Consider the following 24,156-nt stretch of genomic DNA (forward strand, 5'->3'; position numbering starts at 1 on the left):
ACGCCGCATCGCAATTAAAGCGAACAAAAAAGCCGGTCGTCTTTCAACGGCCGGCGTGGGTTATTATGGATTACTGATGTGCTATTTCCAATCAGCCCAGGCGCTCTGAGCTGCCCAGTTGCTGGTGCCTACCGCTCCGCGATAAGCTGTCTGAACAAAGAACGCGCTCGAGAAATCGGTTCCGGTAAAATCAGAACCACTCAGTGCCGGGGAACCATCGGCTGGTGTAAGGTCAGGCGCGCCTGTGGCATACATAGCTGTGAGTTTCATATCTGCTGATGCGGTGATAACGGTATTTTTATTAACGCTGTTGGTTTCAAAGATTGTCATTTCCGGGTCGGGTACCGCTATTACTGCACCCTGGTCCCAGGCAAATGTGCGGGCAAGCGTATCTGATTGTACCAGGTTACTCCTGAACTCAGCATTATCGTCGGCCAATATCACCGGTCTTGTCCGTGGGCAGGTCATAAATGCACCTTCCGAATATTCGGCAACTACCGAATTCCTGATTGCCAAACGTGTTCCTTTACGCATGTAAACCCCCATGTTAATATTGGTCTTAGTCGCATCAATACCCTCCGGCCCAATAATGGTCATGTTGGATACAACAGGGCGGGTCAATGGTGTGTTGGTCGTAGGAACTTCATCGTTGTAGCTTTCGAAACCGTTGGCGCGAAGGGCCTGGGACGAAGCGTGCGTACGGTAACCGATCAAAAATTGAAGGCTGCCCGTATAGCCCAGGTCAAAGTCAAAATCATCATCGCCGGCATTATAGCTGATGAGGTGTGTGGCATTTACCGTTCCGCCTACAAACTGGAAGCTATCGTCGTTCGAGTACTTAACCATCACATTGTCGATCTTGGTGGCCGAACCCACACTGGCCAGCAGCAACCCGCTTGCTTTATCAACTACCCATTCATCTTCGGCCGGCGGGTTAATACCCCCTGTGTATTCGAGCCTGAGGTAGGTGATCGAACCCGAATTGTCTCCGGCATCGCTGCCTCCATATTTTGTATCGTCCGAAACATTCAGCCCCATAACATTTCCGGTAACGGTATTAGTAGGTGCTTTGCCCAACAAAATGATCGCTCCCCAATCGCCTGGTGCCGGCGTTGCTGCTGCTGATGTAAATACCACCGGCTTGTCAGCAGTTCCGTTAATAAATAGTTTCGAACCCTGGGTAATTACCAACACGCTTTTGTCGGCCGCCGCGTCATTTTTTTGCACACGTACCGTAATGCCCGCCGGTATGGTTAAGGTTGCGTTATTTTTAACATAAACCTGTCCTTTTAAAAAATAGTCTTTGCTGGCGTCCAATGTCTGATCCGCGGTAATGGTTCCCTGCAGCGTATCAATTTTACGCGAACTATCGCCGCCGTTCCCGTTAATGTTGTCCTTCTTACATGCCGCAAAAAACACAACTGCCATAAATGATAGCAAGGTAAATTTTTTCATTGTTTTGGTGATTATTTTAATGGTAACCCATAAAGACTAATAAAGTTTCCTTCAAGTTAAAAATATTCTCAAACACGTAGGTTTTGAAAATTTTAAGTTAATCGGCGCAGCGAATTCGCGGCGACCGTTTTTATTATAGATTTGCATTTATGAAACGTGTTTTTGCTTTTTTTAGTTTGCTGATGACCATGTCGGTCGCAGCCTTTTCACAGGATAACCCGATAATCCAGGGCTGGTATGCCGACCCTGAGGGCACCAAATATGGCGATACCTACTGGGTATTCCCCACCTATTCAGACGCTTATAATAAACAGGTGTTTTTTGATGCCTTTTCATCGAAAGATCTGAAACATTGGGAAAAACATCATGATGTATTGGACACGGCCAGTGTGAAATGGGCAAAACGCGCTATGTGGGCACCGGCAGTATTAGAAAAAGATGGTAAATATTATTTCTTTTTCGGTGCGAATGACGTTCACCAGGGCGAAGTTGGGGGCATTGGAGTAGCTGTTGCGGATAAGCCTGAAGGCCCATACAAAGACCTTTTGGGCAAGCCTTTGATCAGTGATATTGTAAACGGAGCGCAGCCCATCGACCAGTTTGTTTTTAAAGATAAAGACGGCTCTTACTATATGTACTATGGTGGTTGGGGACATTGCAACGTTGTAAAGCTGAAAAATGATTTTACGGGTATCGAACCTTTTGCAGATGGTAAGTTGTATAAAGAAATAACGCCGGAAGGTTATGTAGAGGGACCATATATGCTATATCGCAACGGCTATTACTACTTCATGTGGTCGGAAGGGGGCTGGGGAGGGCCGGATTATAAGGTAGCTTATGCTATGTCAAAATCGCCGCTCGGGCCATTCAAACGGCTGGCTACAGTATTGCAGCAGGACCCGGCGATAGCAACCGGGGCGGGGCACCATTCCGTGATCCATTCGGCAAGCGACGACAAATACTACATCGTTTATCATCGGCGCCCGCTTGGCGAAACCGGAGCAAATCATCGTGCGGTATGCATCGATCGGCTGTTTTTTGACAAAGACGGGCATATACTACCGGTGAAAATGACGAAGTAGCGCTAACTATATAAGTTGTATTCTAAAAATGCATTTCTGAATTTGCCATGCGGGTCATATTCGGCTGCGAGTTTTTTGAAGTCGTCCAATTTCTCGTACCGCGATTGTAACACTTTTGGCGCTATCGTAAATATTTTGCCCCAATGAGGGCGCGGGTTAAAAGGTGCAAGTTCTTTTTCAATCAGAGGCAGTAATTTCATCACCGCTTCAGTCTCCTGTTTCCATGTAAAATGAATAGTAACCGAAGTTTGGTTATGACAGGGACTCATCCAAAGATCGTCCGCAGCTATCGTTCTAATCTCGGTGATGAACAGGTGCGGCCCGATCTGTTTAGCCAGCCGCGACACGGCCCCGATAGCCTCCACGGCATGCTTTAGCGGCACAAAATATTCAGATTGCAGCTCCTTGCCACTGCTGGGGGTAAAACCCATTTTAAAATGAGGCAGGCGCTCGTACCAGGGGCCAGGCACGCCCATCTGGTCTGTACAGCTTTCTGCCGGATGATCGATAATTGGGTGAAGATTTTTTGTCGCAGCCTTTGCACCGTAAAACTCCGGCTGGTTTTGCTCTTTATCAGTTCCTATTTTGCTTTTTATCCAAACTTCGTTGATACTGTCGTTTTGCCAGTCAGTAAACAGGCTCACGCTATATCCGGCAGACATGATCGGTTCAAAATGCTGTTTTAGTTGAACCATCGGAAGCTTCAGGAAAACGCGCTGCGCCACCTGGTAGGTGGGCTCAATTTTCAGGGTCACTTTCGTTATCACACCCAAAGCGCCTAAGCCAACTACAGCAGCATTAAATTTGTCACCATCTTTTTCTTTTGACAGATGGGCAATGCTGCCGTCTGCTTTAACAATCTCCAAGGCTGTAACTGCCGAAGCTAAATTGCCGTTTTTGATACCAGAGCCATGCGTTGCGGTGGTTATTGATCCCGCCACGGATATGTGCGGCAGCGATGCAAGGTTATGCAGCGCAAAACCTTGTTTTTGCAAATAAGGTGCAAGTTCGCCGTATTTGATGCCGCTTTCAACTGTCACGGTATGCATTTTAGTGTCCAGCGCGACCACTTTATTCATGTCACGTGTACAAACAAGATCATCTTTGCTGTCAGCAATTTGATTGAAACAATGACGCGTTCCTAATGCTTTCATTTTAGGAAGCTTCTCAACCAGTTGCTGAACTTCGGCAACAGTTTTTGGATATTGCACATTGCCGGTGCCATAAGTAAGGTTGCCCGCCCAATTTTTTAAGCGCTCCTGTTTGTCCGAAAATGCCATACTGCTCAAAGGTGCTAAAAAAGGTGCAGCTGCCAAAGCCGCGCTCATGTGTATGAATTTTTTTCTTTTCATGGTGCTATTTGTCGATCAATTTAAGCCATTGCTGTACAATTTGCTGTAGCATTTTTTCATTTGCCTTTACATCGGCCATCTCTTTAAAAACATGTGTGCGCCGCCCATCTTTATAATCCCCTTCTAAAAAGCCGGTGGTATCGTTCACCTTTGCGCCGCTTGGGAAAACCAGCATAATGCGGCCCTTGAATAAATTGAAAACAATTATCTCGCGTTTATATTCTTTTGGGTCGAAGGGCTTCATGTCGCCGGTATAGTAAAAGCTGGGATTGTTCCATTTTATCCGCTCGCCGACTTCAGGGTCAGCTGCGAGGATGATCTGTCTTAATTCCTGGATGATCTCCCCCAAGCCGGGTTCCAGTTTTTGAAGGAGGGCGGTTACTTCTTCCTGATCAGTCAACTTGGGTTTTACCACGATAATATTCCGAATGAGGTAATAATTGGTTATTCTAAGATAAACAATCCGTCGCAACAAATTTGAGCGCGAAGCATTAAACGCGTAAATTTGTTCATACCATTCAATCGGTATTCCCTTAATATGAAAATTGCTTTGGCTTCGCCGCCCTTTCCTAAATCATTAAAAGATAGCTTGTACCAGGTTGAACTGCTGATGAAAGACGCGGCAAGCCAACAGGCTGAGATTGTTTGCTTCCCTGAATCTTATGTTCCTGGTTACCCGGGCATGGGTTTTAAAGCTGAAAAATGTTCGGCTGAACAATTGAGTTCAGCATTAAATAAAATTTGCACGGTAGCGGCTGAAAATAATATCGCGGTTATCATCCCTATGGATTGGTACGAAGGCGATAAACTTTTGAATGTTGCGAAAGTAGTTTCCAATACAGGCGAAGTTTTAGGTTACCAGGCAAAAAATCAGCTTGACCCTACTGAAGATAGTATTTGGACAGCCGGTACTACGCGCCATATTTTTGAAGTGAACGGTATAAAGTTCGGCGTTACAATATGCCATGAAGGTTTCCGATATCCCGAATCTGTCCGGTGGGCGGCACAGCGCGGGGCGAAAATTGTTTTTCATCCGCATTGTACAGGCAGTGATTCTGCCGGCCCCGAACTTAAAGAATGGGGGCATAAAGACAACCCCTACTACGAAAAAGCAATGATGATGCGGGCTATGGAAAATACCATCTATTTTGCCGGCGTAAATTATGGCTTCCGTTACCCGGAATCAGCCAGTTCGGTCGTATCACACGACGGCACCTGTTTGGCATATCAAACTTACGGTCAGGCCGGGGTTATTGTAGTGGATATTGACACCAAAAAAGCAACCGGGTTGCTTGCAAAAAGGTTCAGGAATGAACTGTATATGTTGTAAATAGGCATAGAAGCTACCGCGGAGGGTGCTTATTTTAAAGAAATATCAAATACCCGTATACCACGACCAACCCGCCTGTATATCGCCATTGGCATCCACAAACTTATCGGTTACTACAATGCGATGCACATACTTAACGCTCTTATAGCCAATTTGGGTTTCCACTCTAAGCCTTAGCGGCGCGCCATGCTGAACGGGAAGGTCTTCGCCATTCATGCTGTGGGCCAATATCGTTTGCGGATGAAAAGCGTCGAGCATGTCGATACTTTCAGCATAGTTATCGTAGCCGTACAAGCTTACGCAGCAAGCCGCGGGCAAAATGCCGGCGTGCTGTAACACGGCACTCAACGGCACCCCGCTCCACTCGGCAATAGCGTTCCAGCCTTCTTCGCAGGTATGACGGGTAATTTGCGTGCGTTGCCCCAGCTTTTTAAGGTCATCAATACTATATTTCCCCGGTTTGGACACTTTGCCTTCAACAGAGAGTACAAAATCCTTAAAATTATTTTGCTGCAGGGCGTGGTAATGCTTGTTATAGGAGAACTTGATCTCCGGGTTGGCAGGATTAATAGTTCCCGTAGCAGGAAAAGAAGATATGTCGCTCTTTTGGTATTCCTTAGCCAGCGACTGGCCAGGCAGCAGCGTACGTTGGGCTATATAGGTAAACGCATCGCCCATGCACAGGATGTTGCCGTACGTTGGCGGCAGCGGTTTTTTGAAACAGCCGGTCAGCAGCATGCCACCAACGGAGGTTAGCCCGGCATAGATCGCTTTACGCCTGTTGATCAGTCTTTTTCCCATTTTGTTTCCCAATTGTAATTGCCAATATATTTCGTTTGAATCCCGACCGCACCACCATAATTATATGCACCAGCAGGAATAATATCAGTGCAACGGAAGCAAAAAAATGAATAGTACGTGCAGATTGCACCCCGAAAAACATTTTTGTAAGGAACGGATACCCGGCGGTTATCGCGGGCGACATCGTCATGCCTGTTAGCGCTATCAAGGGCAGCAGGAAGAAGATCACACCAAAATAGGTGCATCGCTGCAACAGGCCGTATTGCGACCGGTTTTCAGCAGAAATATGTTTGCGAAAGTGATCTGTAAGATCATGCCAGAGCAAACCGGGTTTAAGCTCTTTGATGCGCGGCCAGATGTTGCGCCTGAAATGCCCGCTGAAGAAACCCGCCAGTAAATAGATAACACCCGTTATCACCAGGAACCACGCAGCGAGAAAATGTGTACTGCGACCCCAGCCGTTTTGATTGAAAATATCATAAGTCCGGCCGGCGCTTACCGGCGAATTGGCCGTCTTAAAAAAAGGTTCGCTTTTTTCCCAGCCGCCATGATGATAGTTGCGGCTGATAGGCAATTCGAACAGGGCAGGGGTGAGGTCGTTCCCAACTTCGCCCCAATATAGCCTCGGGTGCGACATCAGGATAACAAACCCGCTGAATGATAATGCCAGGAAGCTCAGCGTGATAACGAAATGGCTGCCTTTAACCCAGCGTTTGTGGCGAATGCTTTCCATCCTGTTGCTTATAAAACACTGAATGTAAGTAAAATTCGTAATATAACAAATGGCTTGGCCTCTATCATAAGACGGCTGGTTATCGGCATCATTCTTAGTGTGTATAGCTCCATAAGCCATGTTCACGCAAACGCCGCTTGCCAAACAATATTAAGCTTTAAAAAGCTGTTATACAGGATATATTTCAACACACTAAGTACTAAAAGTGGCCCATTTTTACACTTTCCGTGAACAGGACTAAAATTACTGACTGATATACAGTAAGTTGTATACTGATATCTTCTTATCGAAAATAATCGCTGAAATACATCAAATGCCTTTCTGGTCAAAATTGGCCCGTTTTGAGACAGGATCAGTCCGGAACAAGCCAGTTTTTACCCCTTGGTGTATTTGTTTTTTGTGAATTTATGAATTTGTTTTTTTGACTTAGTGTAAAGTGTGTGCGATACTCGCCCGGAAAGATACCGGTACATCCAGGCCAACAGCTCAATTAAGTTTTCGCGATTTTCAAAGAACTGATTATTACTGATGCTTAGTAGCCCGTTCCCAATTATAATAACTCATGTCAAACCCTTCTAAGTAACTGATTTTCCAAACGTTGTTTTCTTTTTTTGCTTTTGTTTTATAATAGAAGCCGTCACCCCAGGTCCATTTAAAGGTAGCTTCAGATTTGTTTAATCTGATATTGGTAAGCGTCAATTTTTCCCAATAATTATCAGGATAGTCTTGGCAATTGCACCATTCATCAACATCATCTTCAAATGAGGGAAGCTCTCCCTCAGCCCATGACGACGAGCCGTCATGCAGCTCTTTGTCCATACGTTCGGCAATTTTGCGATAGTCGTCCAAAAAGTCGTTCGCGAACAAACCGGTTGCTTGTAGTTTCGTTACTGCATTATTATTTGCATTCAAATCAATGCCCGAATAGAATGTATCCCGCGGGTTTTTCTTCACCGGGCTGAAACCGCCGGCACGCGTGGTATCTGTTTCATGCCACTTATACATTGCCCTAACCAGCTTGGTTAGTTGTATACTATCATCGTTTGCTTTAGAAATCGGGAGGTTGATAGCTACGCCGACGCTATCTGGTTTTTTTGATTGAACATTTTTGCCTGTCTTATTACCATTGGTACAATTTGCAAGTAAAACAATACCTTGCATTAGAAGGAAATATAAGGGGAGTCGATTCACGCAAGCTTAGGGTTTGTCTCTTAATACCAAAACACTAATATATACTTTTTCGAATAGCTAATGATGCGAAATCAGATAGGCGTGTCATTCCATCCTCACATTCACCGTCATTCCCGGTTTAACCACTATGATGACATAGGATGCTTTATTTCCCATTTCATCGGTTTCATTTTTCACCTGGTATAATACGCTGTTGGCGTACGCTTTACGGTAATTGCCGTAAAACATTGCTTTCCATTTAATGGCCCGTTTGCCATGATTACTCAATACAGATCGTTGCTTATTAAGGTGGCTCAGATCGATAGCGCTGTTCAAAACTCGCAAATGTTTAATGACTGCCGATCCGGGGCCGTTTACTCTGAACACGGTACTGATAGTGCCCGATCGCGCATCAGGCGTAACACCCATCAAGCCGTGGACAATACCTTCGATCACGCTAAACGATACTTCAGGGTACTCGCGGCGTGGCGTGGCAGGGTCCGAAAGGTAAAGGATGCATTTTCTTGCTTCGTTCCACCGCCCGTTTTTATAAAACAGGTAAGGGTAATAGGAGGTGTTCTCAATATTCGCATAGTTGGCAGTCATGTGTGCCACCGTTTTTTTCAAGCGCGCCGTATCCTGTAAAGCATCAAACCAAACCAGGAACGTTTCGCTTGGGTCCTTTGCAAATTTGCCATTGTCGCCATACAGGGTATTGTATTGCCCGGCCCGTGCATCCCACCAATCATTTTCAATGTGGCTGCGGTAGGTTTCGGCTTTCGCTGCATAATAAGCAGCTTCCTTTTTCATGCCTTTACAGGCAAGGATGTCCGAATAGGTAAGCAGACCGCGGTACAGCCCGGCAACCAGGTCGATGCCTGTTTTAAGATTGGGTATGCCTTCGGAATAAGACGGAAGTCCACGGCAGGTGCTGAACGCATCCTTTTCGTTTAAAGGGATATCCTTGTTTGGATGGATGGGCCTTGTCAGCAGCGAGTCGGCAGCAAGCACCCACCGGTCTATGTAATTTTTAACTGTTTTTTGCTGAAAATTAACAAAGGCCGCATCGTTTATATAACGCTTATCGCCCGTCCATAAATAAAGGCGCCAGGATGCATATAAAACATCAAAATTGGCCGGGAGGTTGTACCAGAATTCGCGGTCGTTACGGTAATCTTCGGGAGCGGCTTTGCCCCATTTGTTAATTTCCCAATAGGAACACCAGTCTTTCGAAGCCGATATGTTTTTGGCGAAAAGGCCAAACATATTACAGTTTTCCCGGCTTAATCCCAATATTTCGGCCCCGATGCATTGATGGGAAACATCGCGCATGCAAAAGGCATACCGCGATGGTAATGCCGCTTCATACCAGGGGCCAGCCGGGTCGGTGCTGTCGCCTTTATAGTGCATGGCCATATCTTTGGCCCAGGCAAAGGCCCGTTCTAAGTTTTTGTCGGACGAGGTGAACGAGACGCCGGTGTTTTGCGCCCGCGAGGAAATGGAAAGTACAATAAATAGCAAAGCAAAACTGCTTTTTTTGAAGATGTGGGTTGGCATAATCCAGGCTGTATCGGGCCGCAAAATAACAAAAGCCGGTCGTTTCCAACCGGCTTCTAAATATTTTTGAATCAGCTTTTGCTATTTCTTTTTTACATTAATGGCAGACAATCCTTTTTGACCCTGTTCGGTTTCAAAAGTGACCATATTGTTTTCCTTCAACGGCTCGGTTAAAGCGTTAATGTGCACAAAAATACTTTCCTGCGTTTGCAGATCCTTGATAAAACCGTAGCCCTTCGACTCGTTAAAGAAACTTACCACGCCATTTCTCATGGTGCCGGGTGGCAAGTCTTCCTGCCGGGCAACGCCAACCTGTATATCTTCGGCATTAACCTTTATCCTTCTTGACGGGTCGGGAGGCGTTGAAGTAATATTCCCATACTCATCGGTATAGGCCATCATATCCTCCAGGCTTTTACCCTTGCCGGCGTTAGCTTTTCGTTCTTCGGCTCTTTCCTTTTTTTCCTTGGATTTTTTTTGACGGGCTTTTTCCCGTTCTTTCTTACTAAATGTTTCTGTTGATCTTGCCAATTCTGCTTATGCTTTTTTTACGTTAACCGCGCTCGGACCTTTTTTACCTTCTTCTACATCGTAACTAACCTGGTCGTTTTCACGGATCTTGTCGATCAGACCGGTAACGTGTACAAACACTTCCTTGCCACCATTGGCAGGGGTAATAAAGCCGAAGCCTTTTGACTCATTAAAAAATTTTACTGTTCCTGTTGCCATTATTTTATTTGTTAAGGTTGCAAGGTACATTTAATTATTGTGACTAGCAGAACTTTATAAAGGAAAGTAAAATTTTTATCGGAAATTGTTTAATTACCGTGGCTGGTTAACTGAAAATATTAAAACGGCAAAGCCCCTAATGGATTGGACGCTTGGCATTCGTGGCGAACCCAGCCTTAAATGGCTGGCGAATTTATCGCATAATTTATTATACCCGCTAAAAACGCCTGTTCAAGCATCTTTCGCTTGAATACACCAATTTTGAGCGTCTACGCTCATGTAAAAGTGAATTTCGCAAGTGTGGACATTTGCCCGGTAGGTTTCCGTTAAGCGCAGATGCTTAACCGGGCGGGTTTCATTGCATATTCAGGCCAATTTCCCATCAACTCAAATCACAGGTTTACCGGCCACCCACTTTCGTAACAGCTTTTTGTTTGTGGTTAAGCTGCCGATCATAAAAAATTTATTGGCGCTTAGCGCTTTGGATACGTTTATTTTTTCCTTTATCACGCCTTCCTTTTTAACATAATTGGAATGGAAAAAATAACATCCGGTGCTGTTTTTGATAATATAACCCGTATGAAAATCAAGCCCGATAATGAAAATAGAGTTAGCAGGCTGTTCAGCTAAATAACGATTCAATTTATTAAGGCTATTGAATGATTTGATCCCCACGCAGAGTTTTTTGATCATATCTCCGGAACGAACTTCAGCAAGCCCTATGCGGTCGATCTTAAAGCCAAGGTCGGTTAAGGTATTGGTTACAAAGTACCCGCAGGCAATGCTTCCTGTTTTAGGTTGCTGCGTGGTGCCATAAAAATCCCAGGGTGTACCTGACCAATAGTTATAAATATCCTCGTCTATCAGTTTGAACAAATAATTACCAATATCCTTTGTTGGATGGTTGATCAATAAGTTTTTGTAGCTATTTACGCTCTTTTTGAAGTCGTTATAAGCAACTTCATTGTGGACAGTTGTCGGCCGGTTTTGATAATTGCTATTGATAAATATTGTAGTAACAATGGCGCTATAAAGTAAAGTTGACTGTGACAGGTTCATAAATTGTAATAGGTGAAAGGTAAGCTATCCCGTGCATGAAAAAATATTTCCGCATCCGTTCAGAATAATAACGTGGGTAATGGCATTTGATTGTACAATAGCATAAACAACAAAGCCCGATATTTTCATACCAGGCTTTTGTACTCAGAGCGGGAATCGAACCCGCACTCCTTTAACGGGAACCTCGATTCAAATCGGGGCGTGTCTATCTTATAATTATTATATCCCGGAAAATCCCGCAAGCAATTTTTCCATATAAACGCGACTTTTCATGGACTTAATATAAAGTTCCGGTGAATTTGCCTCGCCTTTAGTATCGTATTGTTCATAATGCTTTAAAACCCATGGGCCTTTATTTTTCGTCGCTTTGACTTTTCCGGTATTATGCCTTTGTAACCTTGCTTCCAAATCCGCAGAATGCCCGATGTAATATCGGCCGCTCTTTTCAGATTGAAGTATATGGGTGTAAAACATAAATAGGTTTTAATAACAAAACCCGATACGCCTGTATCGGGTTTGTACTCAGAGCGGGAATCGAACCCGCACTCCTTTAACGGGAACAGGATTTTAAGTCCTGCGTGTCTACCAGTTCCACCATCTGAGCAGGTGTCGTCAGTGCCTGCAATTTTTATTCACCCCAAGCTGGTGATATTGTATTCAGTTCGTAAATCGAACCAGCATCCCTTTAACGGGAACCCCGATTCAAATCGGGGCGTGTCTACCAGTTCCACCACCCGAGCAGGCAGTATACCTTTTAAAAACAAATCCCTTCTTTTTGGTGGAAGGGATTGTGGAGCGAAAGACGAGATTCGAACTCGCGACCCCGACCTTGGCAAGGTCGTGCTCTACCAACTGAGCTACTTTCGCATATTCGCTAAACTACTTTTGCGCTTGCGGAGTGCAAATATAGAGAGAAATGGCTATTCTGCAAATGATAAATTTAAAAATTTTGATTTTCCTTGTTAAGTGGTTGATTTAGTTATTGATGGTTGCGTTTTCAAAAAGTTCATAAGTAAATCAACCACTCACCAAATCAGCTTAATCAACCATTTCTTTCAGAACATCAGAAATCAGGTCGCTCTCAAACCCCCGGCTCATGGCGTACTGCTGCAGCTTATAACGGCGTTTATAAGGGAGTTTTTCAGTTATTGTTGCCGATTTTTTCTCGATGATCCGGTTTAGCATCTGCAAGTAGTCGTCGCCATCGATACTGTTAAGCGCCTTTTTTATCAGCGGTTCCGAAACCTTTTTTAATTTCAAACCCTGCTTGATCTTAATTTTCCCCCAACCTTTCTGCCTGAATTTCCCGGTAGCATAAGCTACCGCAAACCGGGCCTCGTTCAGAAAATTATTTTCTATCAGCCGGGTAATGATATTTTCAACCTGGTTTGGGTAAAGCCCCCATTCGTACAGCTTATCCCGCACTTCCTGCTGCGAACGCTCCTGGTAGGCGCAATAATTTTCTGCCTTTGCCAGGCCAACTTTTTCGTCGGTTATTTTGTTGGGTTTGGGTTGGTCCATCAAAACCAAAATTCGTTAAAAATTCTTCTATTGGCAGAAATATAAGCAAATTCGTAGCATGCTAAGCAATCACTACCCGATAACAGCAGTCAAAGATATTATAGGCGCCGGCGGCACAATTGTAAAGGAAGATACCATAAGCGTATTGCTTACGGATAGCCGCCGGATAACCAACGCGGCAGAGGGATTGTTTTTTGCATTAAGCGGTCGGCGCAACGGCCACGAATTTATTGCCGAAGCTTACGCGGCAGGTGTGCGGAATTTTGTGGTTAAGCATCACACCGATATAAAAATGCCAGGGGCCAATTTCCTGCTGGTTGATGATGTGCTGGCTGCTTTGCAAAAATTAGCCGCTTACCATCGCAGCCGCTTTAAGCTGGAAGTGATAGGCATTACAGGCAGTAACGGCAAAACCATCGTAAAGGAATGGCTGTACCAGTTACTTACCCCGGATAAAAATACGGTGCGCAACCCCAAAAGCTACAACTCGCAGATCGGTGTGCCGCTTTCGGTATGGCAAATAAACGGGAACGATGAACTTGGGATCTTCGAGGCGGGCATATCTACCGTGAATGAAATGGATAAGCTGGAGGCTATTATAAAACCATCTATCGGTGTTTTGACTCATATCGGCCCGGCCCACGACGAGGGGTTTGAAAGCAGGAGGCAGAAGGTGCTCGAAAAGCTGAAACTGTTCAGGCACTCCCGCCTGCTGGTACATAACTATGATCAGCTGACCGGTTACGAAAAAGATATTCCTGTAAAAGAAAGGTTTACCTGGAGCACTAAATTTAAGCAGGCCGACCTATACGTATTTACCGAAACCGTTATCAGGCGCAACTTTTATTTACGGGCCATTTTCAGGGAGAAGGAGATAGAATGCCTGATCCCATTTATGGACGAGGCCTCGGTAGAGAACGCCATAGTTTGCTGGGCCACTATGCTGGCGATGGGCTACAGCCCCGCGGCGGCTGACGACAGGATAGAGCGCCTGAACCAGGTAAGCATGCGGCTCGAACTGAAGAATGGTATCAATAATTGTTCGGTAATTGACGATTCCTATAACTCGGATGTGCAGTCGCTGGAGATAGCCCTTAATTTTTTGAACCAGCAGAACCAGCATCCAAAAAGAACTTTGATATTATCGGATATATACCAGTCGGGTTTGCAGGACGATATATTGTACCGCCAGGTTGCAGACATGATCGAAACGAAGGGTATCAATAAATTTATCGGGGTCGGCGAGGCTTTGGACAGGTACAGGGATAGCTTCAACGTTCCCGAAAAATACTTTTATCCGGATACAAACACCTTGCTTCAGCGATTGAAGGAGCTGAAGCTTGATAATGAGACCATCCTGATAAAGGGATCGCGGAGCTTTGAATTTGAACGCATCAGCCAGGCGTTGGCGCTGAAGGCGCATGAAACGATATTAGAGATCAGCCTGAATGCTCTTTTAAACAACCTGAACTTTTACCGCGCAAAGCTAAAGCCGGGAGTAAAGGTGATGGCCATGGTTAAGGCCTTTTCCTATGGCAGCGGCACGTTTGAAGTAGCCAATATGCTGCAATATAATAAGGTCGATTACCTGGCGGTAGCTTATATTGATGAGGGTGTGGCGTTGCGTACTGGTGGAATTACCCTCCCGGTGATGGTGCTTAATCCAGAATCATCAGCTTTTGATAAACTGGTCGAAAATAAACTGGAACCCGAGATATTCAGCTTTGAACTGCTGGACGAATTTGTGAGATACGCACAAACAACCGGCCTCAGTAATTTCCCTGTACATATCAAGATCGACACGGGTATGCACCGGCTTGGCTTCGAGGAGCATGATATCGACATACTTTGCGACCTCCTCGAGGAAAACAAATACATAAGGGTGCAATCGGTATTCTCGCACCTGGTAGCCAGCGATGCCGAAGAGCATGATGAATTTACCCAAAAACAGATCAGCACATTTGAGCGGGCCTACAAAAAAATTGAGCGCGCATTGGGATATAAGTTTATTAAGCATATCGCCAATACATCGGGCATTACGCGCTGGCCACAGGCACAATTCGATATGGTGCGGCTGGGTATTGGCCTTTACGGGATAGATACGGCCCTTCCGCAGGGTGCAGGCGGTTTACAGCCCGTTGCGACGCTGAAAACAAGCGTATCGCAGGTAAGGAAAGTTCAGGCAAATGATACCATTGGCTATAACCGCAACGGTAAGCTGGCAAATGGCGGAAAAATAGCTACGGTGCGCATAGGCTATGCCGATGGATACTTAAGAGCTTTCGGAAATGGGGTAGGCAAAATGCTGGTAAATGGCGAATATGCGCCAACTGTTGGCAATATTTCGATGGATATGTGCACGCTGGATGTAAGCAATATCGATGTGCGCGAAGGCGATGAGGTAATTGTTTTTAATGAGGAACTGAGGATCGAAGAGCTGGCGCAGGAAATAGGCACCATCCCTTATGAAATATTGACCAATGTTTCGCAGCGGGTAAAAAGAGTGTATTTTTACGAATAATTACCTGCCGCTATGAGAAAAATATTCGGAGCACTGCTTAATTACTTTGTTAAAGGATTAATTATCGTTGTGCCTGTCGGCGCCGCAATTTTCCTGATCTTTTGGGCAGTATCCGGAATAGACAGCGCCCTTAACCTCAGCGGGTTTTTCCTGACAGATGCCAAGGGGCGACCTATTTATATACCCGGCCTGGGTATATTGAACGTTGTCATTATCATACTCATCGCAGGCATCCTGGTCACCAACGTAATAACCGACCCGATAAAGCGCTGGTTAAACCGCTGGATAGACCGCCTGCCACTGTTCAAATTCCTGTATTCGTCCATAAAAGACCTTACTGAAGCATTCGTAGGGGAGGAGAAGAAATTCAGCGAGCCCGTACTGGTCGAGATCAATGAGTTTGGGGTAAAGAAAATCGGCTTCCTGGTTCAAAAAGACCTTTCCAAATTAGGTTTGCCGGGTGATGTAGCCGTTTATTTTCCCTGGTCTTATTCTTTCGCCGGCCAGGTGATCATCATACCGTCAGAAAAAGTAAAGCCTATTGATAAGAGCGCTGCTGATATGATGAAATTTGTGATCTCAGGCGGCGTCAGCGGGCTGGATTGATGGGTTTTTTCTGAAATTCACAGCTGCAAGCCAAACGCTTATCAGCATTAAAACGGCTCCGAGTATATAGGGCGCGCCCGGGAAATATACCAGCGAGTTCTTCGCCGTAAAATACCTGAATACGTAGCTCATCAGCAAAGGGCCAATTACAATGCTCAGGCTCGAAATACTATTCAATATGCCCTGTAATTCGCCCTGTTCGGTTTTACTCACCTTGTTGCTGATGAGCCCCTGCAAAGCAGGACCCGACACGCCGCCAAGACAGTATGGAATAAGATATACATACACCTGCCATCCGTAGCTTGAAAAAGCCAGCAGGGTAAGGCCGAGCGCATACGATAGAAGCCCTCCAATGATGTTCATTTTCAGTCCGAATTTTGGTATCAGCCACCGGATAAGTCCGCCCTGTATACCTACCAGTAACACGCCGATGAAAAACCCGAGAATGCCTACGCTGTATAACTGCCAGTTGAATTTCTCGTAAACAAAAAATGACAGGATATATTCAACTGCTTTTTGCGCAATATAAACCAGGGTAAACGCCACCAGCAACCCGGCGAACGACCCATAGCGGCCGATGGTTCTTAGTGCACCAACCGGGTTGGCCCTCTTTAATTCGAACTTGCGGCGATGATGCTTATCCAGCGATTCAGGTAAAACAAAATAGCCGTAAGCTGCATTGATCAGCGCCAGCGCTGCTGCCGCCATAAAGGGGAACTTGATATTAATAGCGCCCAGCAGCGCCCCTGCCGAAATGCCTACGATAAACCCTAAGCCGGATGCTGCGCCTACCAGCCCGAAGTTTGACGAACGCTTATCGCCCTCGCTGATGTCGGCTATGTAGGCCGTAGCGGTCGAGGTAGTGGCGCCGGTAAGCCCTGCAATAAAACGGCCTACAAAAAGCCAGCCTAAGGTAGGGGCAAACGCCATGAACAGGTAATCGATCCCAAACCCAAAAAGCGATGCCAGTAACACGGGCCGGCGGCCATAACGGTCGCTCAGGTTGCCCATAAACGGCGAGAAAAGGAACTGCATGGAAGCATAAGTTCCGGTAAGCAGCCCGTTGTATTCAGAGGCTTCGGAATTACTGAAGTGTCCGAGTGTTTCCAGCAGTTTGGGGAGCACAGGTATAATAATGCCCAGCCCCAGCATATCCACGAAAATGGTGACGAAAATAAATCCAAGCGCTGCGGAGCGTTTTAACTTAGGCGTTTGATCCATGTTTGAGAATAGAAAACACCTTACACGACCGGATGTTTAAAATCATTAGTCTTTTTAAGTTGCGGGGCTAATATATGTTTTTAAGTATAAAAAAATTGTGACCCCAGTTCTGATTTTTATTAAACTGCACATTTTTAGAAAAATAAGCATCGAAAAATATTGTTTTAAGACAAACGTTTATTACCTTGACTATTATTTTAGTTATACGGTTCCCCCTTCCGCCGAAACTTAGCATCTTATAAACCTGTCGATCATGAAAAATCTCAAACTGTTATTATGGTTTCCTGCAGTAATTGTCGCACAAACGCTTTTTGCGCAAACAGGCGCGCATCTCAAATTAACATCCCAACAACCTGCCGCCGGTGAGAAGGTTAACTTTACCTACGACCCAACCGGCACTGTTATCGAAGGTCAGAAAAACATAGAGGCAACTGTGTTTTACCTGGACAACAAAGATGATCCGGCAATGGATATTGATCTGAAGCCTGATGGTAATTTTTTAAAAGGTGAATTAGATATTCCGCCCACAGCTAAAGCTTTCTTTATAAAAATTGAGGCTGGAGGAAAAATCGACGCGAATAACGGCAAAGGATATATTTATCCCGTTTACAAGGACGGCCAGCCTTGTGAGGGTGCCTATGCTACTGTTGGCTATGTGATTTCAAGCGGGCTGGGAAATCATTTCGCCCAAATCAAAACTGATGTTGATGTCGGCATCGAGTTGTTTAAAAAAGAATTTGCTTTACATCCGGCAGGCAAGCGCCAATATGAAAGTAATTATTATGGCCTGGTTGGCAAAAAGCCTGAGTATAAGCAGGAGATATTGAACGAAATTGTGCAACTGGAGAAAAGTAATGATGAAAAAGATCTGATGACTGCGTTAAAACTGTATTACGATTTGGGACAGGGCCACCAAGCAGAAGCATTAGCTAACAAGATAACTGATAAATTTCCAACAGGTACCATTGCCAGGCAAAATGCAGTAACCAAATTGTATATGGAAAAAGACCTTAAAAAGAACGACTCCCTGTACAATGTCTACATAACTAAATTCCCGGAGAATGCAGCAGAACCGTCTACTTCGCATGATGAAGCAACCGCCATTGTTGCCGGGGCCCACTTAAAGACGGGAGACATGGCCGGCTATTACAAATATGAAGCTATGGTGAAGAACAAAATGGAAGTGGCGGGCTATTTAAACAACGTAGCCTGGGACTGGGCTGTTGCAGGCAAGCATATGGCTGATGCCGAGAAAATATCCAAACAAGCAGTAGATATCATTACCAAATGTCTGGAAAATCCTCCTGCTTCGGCATATACTTCTGCTAAACAGGCCAGGAAAAATTATGAAAATAGTTATAATATGTTTGCCGATACCTATGCGTACATTTTATGGAAAGAAAATAAGTCGACAGAAGCCCTGCCGTATATGAAAACGGTATACGACCGTACCAGCGACGAAGAAAACTCGATAGAACATTACGCAGAGATATTGGGAGGCGCCGGGCAATACGCTAAAGCCATGGAGGTTATTGAGCATGGTTATAGCCTGGGGCAATATTCTGACGTTTACAAAACGGAGTTAAAAAAAGACTACATAGCTTTAAAGGGAAACGATAAAGGGTTTGACGCCTATGTGGCGCCAATGGAAAATAAGGCCAGGGCAAAAATATTGAGCGACCTGGCCAAAACTATGATCAATGAACCGGCGCCTGCGTTTGCTTTAAAGGATTTTGATGGAAAAACAGTATCGCTTGCCGATTTGAAAGGGAAAGTTGTTATAATCGATTTTTGGGCAACCTGGTGCGGGCCATGTAAAGCATCGTTCCCCGGAATGCAGATGGCCGTAAATAAATACAAGAACGACCCAAATGTGAAGTTTTTATTTATCGACACCTGGGAAAACGGCAAAGATTATGAACCAGGCGTTAAGAAATTTATCGCCGACAACAAATACACTTTCCATGTGCTTATGGACGAACAGAACGATGAAGGCCGGCAAGCCAAAATTGTAAGTGCCTATAAGGTAAATGGTATACCTACAAAGTTCCTGATAGATAAAACCGGCAACATACGCTTCAAGTATGTGGGTTATTCCGGTTCACCGGAGAAAGTGCTGGATGAGGTTACGAATATGATAACGCTAACCGGTAACCCGGAACTTGCTAAAGTTGAACCGGCGAAATCAAACCGCGGGAAATAGGTTATAAACTGGAAAGCCGGTAACTTATTTACCGGCTTCCCTGTTTTATCCAGGCTCTTAAAAATTCGGTTTCAATACATACTTATCGTAGAAACGGAAGATATGTTCAGTTGCTTCTTCGGCGGTATCGACCACGCGGTACAGGTTCAGGTCGTCGGGACTTATGGTGTGTTCCTGGTCAAGCATTTTTTCTTTCACCCAGTTAAATAATCCGCTCCAGTAATCAACACCGACAAATACAATGGGGAAACGCGCGATCTTACCGGTTTGGATAAGGGTGATTGCTTCGAATGATTCGTCCATCGTTCCAAAGCCGCCGGGCAGTATGATAAAACCCTGCGAATACTTCATGAACATTACTTTGCGGATGAAAAAGTAATCGAACTCTAGCAGCTTATCACGGTCGATATACTTGTTATGGAACTGCTCAAAGGGTAATTCAATGTTCAAGCCTACTGATTTACCCCCTGCCTCATAAGCACCCTTATTGGCCGCTTCCATAATACCAGGCCCACCGCCCGATATAACCCCGTAACCGCGTTCGGTCAACAGCCGTGCGGTGTCTTCGGCCAGTTTATAGTATTTGTTATCGTTATGCGTGCGTGCCGAACCAAATATGGAAACGCAGGGCCCTATTTTCGCCAGCTTCTCAAAGCCGTCCACAAATTCGGCCATGATCTTAAATATCTGCCACGAGTCGGTAACTTTTATCTCCTGCCAGTTCTTATTTTCAAATGCTTGTCTTATTTTTTCTTCACCGGTCATGCCCAATTACTGATTTATTGAATTACTGAATTATTGACTGTTGCTTTCCTGGTCGAGGTTGCCAACAGGCCGACAAATGTAATTAATCCGTTCACAATGATAAGCTCGTTGTCGAAAACATATCCTCCAAGCCATTCAGCAGAATGCATGCTTAAAAAGTAGCAAACCACCGGTGATATAACGCAAATGAATGGTGCCAGTTTGTCGTTTACCTGCCTGTTGCCCATAAACAGGCCGAAGGAATACAGCCCCAACAGCGGCCCGTAAGTATAAGATGCCACTTTGAATATGGCCCCTACCACTGCATCGTTGTTAATAGAGTTGAATATCACGATGGTCAGCAGCATCAATCCCGAAAGGCCGATGTGTACCAAATGCCGCGTTTTCACCATGGCCTTGCTGTTCAGGTCCTTCTTTTTATCGAACGCTAAAAAATCAACACAAAACGAGGTCGTTAACGCGGTCAGCGCCGAATCAGTAGTAGCGAATGTAGCAGCCGTCAGTCCAAGCATAAAAACTACTGCCGGTATCACGCCCAAATATTTAAGGGCAATAGTAGGGTATAAGTAGTCTGTTTTCGCTACGCTGATGCCATATTTTGCCGCGTAGATATACAGCAAAGCACCCACGCTCAGGAAGAATATATTGATGATGACAAATACCCCTGTAAAACTGAACATGTTTTTCTGAGCTTCCTTTATCGTGCTCATGCTCAGGTTCTTTTGCATCAAGTCCTGGTCAAGCCCCGTCATCCCTATGGTGATGAATAAGCCTCCAAGGAATTGTTTACTCAAATGCAGGTGACTGCCCAGGAAATCATTCACAAAAAATATTTTCGAATAGCTGCTGTTTTTGATGGCATCGGCGGCTTCAAAAACGTTCATGTTGAGGCTGCGGCAGATAAAGTAAATGGACAGGAATACTGACGAGACTAAAAAGAAGGTTTGCAGGCTATCAGTTATGATAATAGTTTTTAAACCGCCCTTAAACGTGTACGACCATATCAGTAGCAGGCATATCAGCACGGTAACCGCAAATGGCACGTGATAAGTATCAAAAATGAACTTTTGCAACACGATCACCACCAGGTAAAGCCTGAACGATGAGCCTATTGTCCGGCTGATGAGAAATATGCCGGCAGCCGTTTTGTAGCTCCATTGCCCTAAAGTATGCTCGATATAACTGTAAATGGAAGTCAGCTTCATGCGGTAATACAGGGGCAGCAATACGGTCGCTATAATGATAAACCCTGCTGCGTTACCCAGTACAAACTGGAAATAAGCAAACTGGTCGCCGGATGGGGCTCCTACCTTGCCGGGGACGGAAATAAACGTCACACCGCTCAGAGCCGTGCCTATCATCCCAAAAGCTACCAAATACCATTTGGAATTACGGTTAGCCACAAAGAAGGTATCGTTGTCCGATGATTTTCGCGAAGTGAGCCACGAGATAACCAGCAGCACCAAAAAATAACCAATAATGAATGTTAGCAGGATAGCGGGTGACATGCGTTATGTTTAGTCCGGAAGTTCGCACAAGTCGGAAAGTCCGGAAGATCAATATAAAATTAAAACTGTCATTTCGAACGATAGTGAGAAATCTTAAACGCCAAACTTGTTCTTCGGGCTGCCTTTATAAGATTTCTCCTCGTACCTCGTCGAAATGACAACGGTTTTTGTCTTGGGCAATTTATGGATAAAAAATAAATTCCAACCCAAACTTTCGGACATATGCGGACTTTCCGACTTGCGGACTATTCACTACATTCGCAACATGAACTTTTCGTCGAAGTTGCTGGAAAATGCAGTGGCCGAATTTGCCAAACTGCCGGGGGTGGGACAGAAGACCGCTTTGCGCCTGGTGCTGCATTTGCTTAACCAGGAAAAATTGGATGTGGAGCGCTTTAGCCATGCTATCAGCAAACTGCGTAACGAGATCCAGTTTTGCCGCGTTTGCCATAACATATCCGATCTGCAGGTGTGCGAGATATGCGCTTCCCCAAAACGCGACCATTCGATGATATGTGTGGTAGAAGATACACGTGACGTAATGGCTATACAGAACACCGACCAGTATAACGGGGTATACCATGTGCTTGGCGGACTGATATCGCCCATGGACGGAATAGGTCCTTCGGACCTGCAGGTGGACACTTTAGTTGAACGCCTTAAGGAAAATGATATTAAAGAGGTTATCTTCGCTTTAAGCGCGACGATGGAGGGCGATACCACCATTTTTTACCTGCACAAAAAATTAAAAGATTTCAACATAAACATCTCAACCATAGCGCGTGGCATAGCTTTTGGGGGTGAATTGGAGTACGTGGATGAGGTTACTTTAGGACGTTCTATCGTAACCCGTGTCCCTTACGAAAATTCACTGTCAAAGTAGGGCATGAAACTATCGGTCATCTTTATCAATCACAATTCGCGCAATGGGCTGCGTTTGGCGTTGAACACCTTGTTCAAGGCTAAAAGTAATGTCCCATTTGAGGTTATCGTAGTTGATAATGCTTCTGCCGACCGTTCCCTCGAAATGCTGTCCTTCGAGTTTCCCAAAGTTCAGATCATCGCCAACAGCAGGTACGAAGGTGTTTCGAAATGTTACAACAAGGCCATCCGCGCCGCCAGTGGCAATTACCAGTTGCTGTTGAGCCCTTACTCGCTGACTGAAAGCAACGTGCTTGAAAAGCTGTCCAATTTTATGGATCAGCATCCATTGATAGGCGGAGCAAGCATTCGGGCAGTCGATTACAAGGGTGATTATTTACCACAGTCGAGGCACAGCTTAAGTAATGCCTGGGCAAGGTTCCTGAAACTGGCCGGGCTTGCGTCGTGTTTCCCAAGATCTATTTCAAACGTGCATAGAAAAGCAGACTGGGTAGAAGAATTTGAAACATCGGAAATAGACGTGCTTTATGCCGATAATATGCTGCTGCGCAGATCGGCAGTAGAGAAGACCGGTTTCTTCGACGAACGTTTCAAACGCTATGGCCACAATATCGACCTGGCTTATCGCCTGCGGCAGCAAGGCTTTAAAACTTACTTTTATTCAAAAACATATATCATTCAGTTACCGGGCAAGGTTATCAGCAAATTTAGCTGGGATCGCATGAGCCATTTTTATGGCGCTATGTTTATCTTCGCAGCTAAATTTTTGTTTAAACTGCCTGTGATCAACATCCACGACATAGGCGAAATTTACCCTTCGCAGTATGAAATTGAATGATAAAGTAGTCATTATCACCGGGGCATCATCAGGGATAGGCAAAGCGCTGGCAATTGAGTTTGCAAGCCGCGGAGCCCATCTTGTAGTAGCCGCCCGAAACTACGTCGCCCTTTGCCAGCTCACCGAAAGCCTCATCAATAAATACCACATCAAGGCTGTGGCCGTGCAATGCGACGTAGCGGTTGAGGAAGACTGTAATTACCTCATCAAACAAACCATACTCACTTTTGGCCGTATCGATGTGCTGGTGAACAACGCTGGTATCAGCATGCGCGCGCTGTTTAATGATGTTGATCTGAAAGTGCTTAAATCCATCATGGATATCAATTTTTGGGGCACTATCTATTGCACCAAATACGCCCTGCCGCACCTGCTGAAAACCCAGGGCAGCGTAGTAGGGGTGTCATCAGTTGCCGGCTATAAGGGTCTGCCGGGGCGTTCGGGTTATTCGGCTTCCAAGTTCGCGATGAACGGTTTCCTGGAAGTGCTGCGGGTCGAGAACCTGCACAACGGCCTGCATGTGCTTACCGCCTGCCCGGGTTTCACGGCATCCAACATCCGCAACGTGGCCCTGGCCAAAGACGGCAGCCAGCAGGGCGAAACCCACATGGAGGAAGAAAAGCTGATGACCGCCGAAGAAGTAGCCAAACGTATAACCGACGGCGTAGAAAACCGCGCCCGCACCCTCATCATGACGCGCCAGGGCAAACTGGCCGTACTGCTCAGCAAATTTGTACCGGCCTTTGTGGATAAGATGGTGTATAAAACATTTGCAAAGGAGAAGGATTCGCTATTAAAATAAGACACGATTACAAGATTTACT

General features: G+C 45.3%; 23 protein-coding genes and 2 tRNA genes. 8 read left to right on the top strand and 17 right to left on the bottom strand.

Annotated features, from left to right (window positions below):
• Positions 1–81: 81 nt before the first annotated feature.
• A complete protein-coding gene (locus VL525_RS00200; RefSeq protein WP_325382061.1) occupies positions 82–1,455 on the bottom strand; it encodes a hypothetical protein in 1,374 nt (457 codons plus the stop codon).
• Between the two features lie 149 nt (positions 1,456–1,604).
• Between VL525_RS00200 and VL525_RS00205 the strand changes: the two genes are divergently transcribed.
• The gene (locus tag VL525_RS00205; RefSeq protein ID WP_325382063.1) at positions 1,605–2,537 is read left to right on the top strand and encodes a glycoside hydrolase family 43 protein; all 933 of its coding nucleotides are present in this window, start codon (positions 1,605–1,607) and stop codon (positions 2,535–2,537) included.
• A 2-nt stretch (positions 2,538–2,539) separates the two neighbouring features.
• Here the strand turns inward: VL525_RS00205 and VL525_RS00210 are convergent, their stop codons facing one another.
• Positions 2,540–3,889 carry a D-arabinono-1,4-lactone oxidase gene (locus VL525_RS00210; protein WP_325382065.1) on the bottom strand — a complete coding sequence of 450 codons (1,350 nt, stop codon included), beginning with the start codon at positions 3,887–3,889 and terminating at the stop codon, positions 2,540–2,542.
• 4 nt (positions 3,890–3,893) lie between these two features.
• The gene (locus VL525_RS00215) at positions 3,894–4,289 is read right to left on the bottom strand and encodes a DUF1801 domain-containing protein (RefSeq protein ID WP_325382067.1); all 396 of its coding nucleotides are present in this window, start codon (positions 4,287–4,289) and stop codon (positions 3,894–3,896) included.
• Between the two features lie 138 nt (positions 4,290–4,427).
• On the opposite strand from VL525_RS00215, the gene VL525_RS00220 reads away from it, so the two are divergent.
• Positions 4,428–5,219 carry a carbon-nitrogen hydrolase family protein gene (locus VL525_RS00220; protein WP_325382069.1) on the top strand — a complete coding sequence of 264 codons (792 nt, stop codon included), beginning with the start codon at positions 4,428–4,430 and terminating at the stop codon, positions 5,217–5,219.
• Positions 5,220–5,264: 45 nt separating this feature from the next.
• On the opposite strand, the gene VL525_RS00225 is transcribed toward VL525_RS00220, so the two are convergent.
• From VL525_RS00225 to VL525_RS00270, 11 genes are all read right to left on the bottom strand, one after another.
• The gene (locus tag VL525_RS00225) at positions 5,265–6,020 is read right to left on the bottom strand and encodes a molybdopterin-dependent oxidoreductase (RefSeq protein WP_325382071.1); all 756 of its coding nucleotides are present in this window, start codon (positions 6,018–6,020) and stop codon (positions 5,265–5,267) included.
• Complete coding sequence (locus VL525_RS00230) at positions 5,992–6,753, bottom strand: cytochrome b/b6 domain-containing protein (RefSeq protein ID WP_325382073.1); 762 nt, start codon at positions 6,751–6,753, stop codon at positions 5,992–5,994. Before VL525_RS00230 ends, VL525_RS00225 begins: the two co-directional genes overlap by 29 nt.
• A gap of 522 nt (positions 6,754–7,275) precedes the next feature.
• Complete coding sequence (locus VL525_RS00235; protein WP_325382075.1) at positions 7,276–7,914, bottom strand: hypothetical protein; 639 nt, start codon at positions 7,912–7,914, stop codon at positions 7,276–7,278.
• Between the two features lie 114 nt (positions 7,915–8,028).
• Positions 8,029–9,480, bottom strand: a complete 1,452-nt coding sequence (locus VL525_RS00240; protein WP_325382077.1) for a hypothetical protein — start codon at positions 9,478–9,480, stop codon at positions 8,029–8,031.
• An 81-nt stretch (positions 9,481–9,561) separates the two neighbouring features.
• Complete coding sequence (locus tag VL525_RS00245) at positions 9,562–10,011, bottom strand: cold shock domain-containing protein (protein WP_325382079.1); 450 nt, start codon at positions 10,009–10,011, stop codon at positions 9,562–9,564.
• 6 nt (positions 10,012–10,017) lie between these two features.
• Entirely contained in the window at positions 10,018–10,209 is a 192-nt protein-coding gene (locus VL525_RS00250; protein WP_325382081.1) for a cold-shock protein, read from the bottom strand.
• A 387-nt stretch (positions 10,210–10,596) separates the two neighbouring features.
• Positions 10,597–11,268, bottom strand: a complete 672-nt coding sequence (locus VL525_RS00255) for a hypothetical protein (RefSeq protein ID WP_325382083.1) — start codon at positions 11,266–11,268, stop codon at positions 10,597–10,599.
• A 219-nt stretch (positions 11,269–11,487) separates the two neighbouring features.
• The gene (locus tag VL525_RS22790) at positions 11,488–11,742 is read right to left on the bottom strand and encodes a GIY-YIG nuclease family protein (protein WP_414684717.1); all 255 of its coding nucleotides are present in this window, start codon (positions 11,740–11,742) and stop codon (positions 11,488–11,490) included.
• A 45-nt stretch (positions 11,743–11,787) separates the two neighbouring features.
• A tRNA-Leu gene (locus VL525_RS00260) sits at positions 11,788–11,872 on the bottom strand.
• A gap of 187 nt (positions 11,873–12,059) precedes the next feature.
• Positions 12,060–12,135: transfer RNA gene (locus VL525_RS00265), tRNA-Gly, on the bottom strand.
• Positions 12,136–12,306: 171 nt separating this feature from the next.
• A complete protein-coding gene (locus VL525_RS00270) occupies positions 12,307–12,789 on the bottom strand; it encodes a regulatory protein RecX (protein ID WP_325382085.1) in 483 nt (160 codons plus the stop codon).
• A 58-nt stretch (positions 12,790–12,847) separates the two neighbouring features.
• On the opposite strand from VL525_RS00270, the gene VL525_RS00275 reads away from it, so the two are divergent.
• Complete coding sequence (locus VL525_RS00275) at positions 12,848–15,310, top strand: bifunctional UDP-N-acetylmuramoyl-tripeptide:D-alanyl-D-alanine ligase/alanine racemase (protein WP_325382087.1); 2,463 nt, start codon at positions 12,848–12,850, stop codon at positions 15,308–15,310.
• Between the two features lie 12 nt (positions 15,311–15,322).
• Positions 15,323–15,916 carry a DUF502 domain-containing protein gene (locus VL525_RS00280; RefSeq protein ID WP_325382089.1) on the top strand — a complete coding sequence of 198 codons (594 nt, stop codon included), beginning with the start codon at positions 15,323–15,325 and terminating at the stop codon, positions 15,914–15,916.
• Here the strand turns inward: VL525_RS00280 and VL525_RS00285 are convergent.
• Entirely contained in the window at positions 15,890–17,137 is a 1,248-nt protein-coding gene (locus VL525_RS00285; RefSeq protein WP_325382091.1) for a TCR/Tet family MFS transporter, read from the bottom strand. The two genes, VL525_RS00280 and VL525_RS00285, sit on opposite strands and share 27 nt — an antisense overlap.
• A gap of 253 nt (positions 17,138–17,390) precedes the next feature.
• On the opposite strand from VL525_RS00285, the gene VL525_RS00290 reads away from it, so the two are divergent.
• The gene (locus VL525_RS00290; RefSeq protein WP_325382093.1) at positions 17,391–19,340 is read left to right on the top strand and encodes a TlpA disulfide reductase family protein; all 1,950 of its coding nucleotides are present in this window, start codon (positions 17,391–17,393) and stop codon (positions 19,338–19,340) included.
• 57 nt (positions 19,341–19,397) lie between these two features.
• Here the strand turns inward: VL525_RS00290 and VL525_RS00295 are convergent, their stop codons facing one another.
• Positions 19,398–20,105 carry a TIGR00730 family Rossman fold protein gene (locus tag VL525_RS00295; RefSeq protein ID WP_325382095.1) on the bottom strand — a complete coding sequence of 236 codons (708 nt, stop codon included), beginning with the start codon at positions 20,103–20,105 and terminating at the stop codon, positions 19,398–19,400.
• 14 nt (positions 20,106–20,119) lie between these two features.
• A complete protein-coding gene (locus VL525_RS00300; RefSeq protein WP_325382096.1) occupies positions 20,120–21,613 on the bottom strand; it encodes a sodium:solute symporter in 1,494 nt (497 codons plus the stop codon).
• A 265-nt stretch (positions 21,614–21,878) separates the two neighbouring features.
• Here VL525_RS00300 and recR point away from each other — a divergent pair, with 265 nt between their 5' ends.
• The 3 genes from recR to VL525_RS00315 are packed head-to-tail and all read left to right on the top strand — an operon-like array spanning position 21,879 to position 24,135.
• Entirely contained in the window at positions 21,879–22,496 is a 618-nt protein-coding gene (recR, locus tag VL525_RS00305; protein ID WP_325382098.1) for a recombination mediator RecR, read from the top strand.
• Positions 22,497–22,499: 3 nt separating this feature from the next.
• On the top strand, positions 22,500–23,333 hold the full coding sequence (locus VL525_RS00310; RefSeq protein WP_325382100.1) for a glycosyltransferase family 2 protein: 834 nt from the start codon (positions 22,500–22,502) through the stop codon (positions 23,331–23,333).
• The gene (locus VL525_RS00315) at positions 23,320–24,135 is read left to right on the top strand and encodes an SDR family oxidoreductase (RefSeq protein WP_325382102.1); all 816 of its coding nucleotides are present in this window, start codon (positions 23,320–23,322) and stop codon (positions 24,133–24,135) included. Before VL525_RS00310 ends, VL525_RS00315 begins: the two co-directional genes overlap by 14 nt.
• Positions 24,136–24,156: the final 21 nt, after the last annotated feature.

The sequence above is a fragment of the Mucilaginibacter sp. genome, from assembly GCF_035492695.1.
Lineage (GTDB): Bacteria > Bacteroidota > Bacteroidia > Sphingobacteriales > Sphingobacteriaceae > Mucilaginibacter.